The 1,140-nt window shown below is 56.3% G+C and carries 2 protein-coding genes and 1 pseudogene; all 3 read right to left on the bottom strand.

Annotated features, from left to right (window positions below):
• Positions 1-150: 150 nt before the first annotated feature.
• Positions 151-318 (bottom strand): annotated as a pseudogene (locus C6H66_RS25215) (IS66-like element ISPlu20 family transposase); the annotation flags it as partial.
• A gap of 63 nt (positions 319-381) precedes the next feature.
• Complete coding sequence (tnpB, locus tag C6H66_RS25210) at positions 382-717, bottom strand: IS66 family insertion sequence element accessory protein TnpB (RefSeq protein ID WP_105397050.1); 336 nt, start codon at positions 715-717, stop codon at positions 382-384.
• Positions 711-1,013, bottom strand: coding sequence for an IS66 family insertion sequence element accessory protein TnpA (gene tnpA, locus C6H66_RS25205; protein WP_105397067.1), 303 nt, complete (start codon positions 1,011-1,013; stop codon positions 711-713). The genes tnpB and tnpA overlap by 7 nt, the downstream gene beginning before the upstream one ends.
• Between the last annotated feature and the right edge of the window lie 127 nt (positions 1,014-1,140).

The following is a 1,140-nucleotide window of genomic DNA, read 5'->3' as shown; positions in this document are numbered from 1 at the left end:
GGAATTCGGGCAGTCTTTGTTAATTGACGCTGTAAATGCCCGGAAAACGGGAATGTATCCCTGAGATGAGTGTTGCATCCCAATAGTTCCGCCAGTATAGACGACATAAATAGACTTCTTCTGCATGACTGTACCTCATAAAAAGATCAGCGGACCGGCAGGCAGGGTTTCGCTGTGCGCGCCAAAACGCCAGCGTTGCGCCTGTTTCAGGGCCTCTTCCAGCTGGCGAATATAATCACATTGTTGCTGAAGCAGCGCCAGTGCCCGCAGGCGGAACTGGCCGGGGTCATCCAGCGCGATTAAGTCATGGAGCGTCATACCGACAGTGTACCGGATAATTCCCCGTCGTTATCCGGTAAAAGCGTGACCGGGATAGCGGAATTAGCTTCGCCAGCCGGACAGGTCATCTCCCTCGACCTGTTGCCAGTGAATACCGCGGATGAGCCAGTCAAACTGGGCGGGCGTCATCACCCAGCTGCGCTCGCCCTGCTTCGGCCAGACAAAATGGGCCCGGTGCAGACGGCGGGTACACAGCCAGACGCCGTGTCGGTCCCAGCGCAACACCTTGAGACGGGAGCGGGCCTTGTTGCAGAAAATAAAAGCGGCTTCGTCCTGCCAGCGCAAATTTAGTCCCTCCAGGTGCTGGGTCAGGGCATCGATGCCCCGGCGCATGTCGACGGGCTCTCGCACCAGAAAAAGCTGTTGCGGTTTCAGCATCGGGCCAGTACCCGCATCACGTCAGGCAACAGCGTCAAGGGACAGGCGATGGCATAGCCGTCTGGGGTATGCAGGGTGACGGTGGGCGCGTCGTCAGGCTGGAGTGAAACCGGCAAGAGTGCGGGCAGTGTCTGGCTGAGAGGTTGGCGCATTTTGTGACTGTCGGCAATCCAGTCGCGGAAAGAGGAAAAACTCAGCTGATGCTGTTCGCAATACTGTTTTCGGGTCAGGTTACTGTGGCGCCATTGGGCCACATGGTGTTGTTTTTGTTCCGGGGTATATCGGCTACGGCTCATGGTGTCAGTCTCCAGGTGAAGATAAGGAAGCAGTAGCGTGCAGGGGCCGGAGAGGAAGAACAAGGTGAGATGACCGGAGTATTACAGAGGATAAAATGAACGGGTGATTGAACATTTACRGACATTC

The sequence above is a fragment of the Photorhabdus hindustanensis genome (genome assembly GCF_002968995.1).
Taxonomy (GTDB): Bacteria; Pseudomonadota; Gammaproteobacteria; order Enterobacterales; family Enterobacteriaceae; genus Photorhabdus; species Photorhabdus akhurstii.
This window is presented reverse-complemented; position numbering and strand designations above follow the sequence as displayed.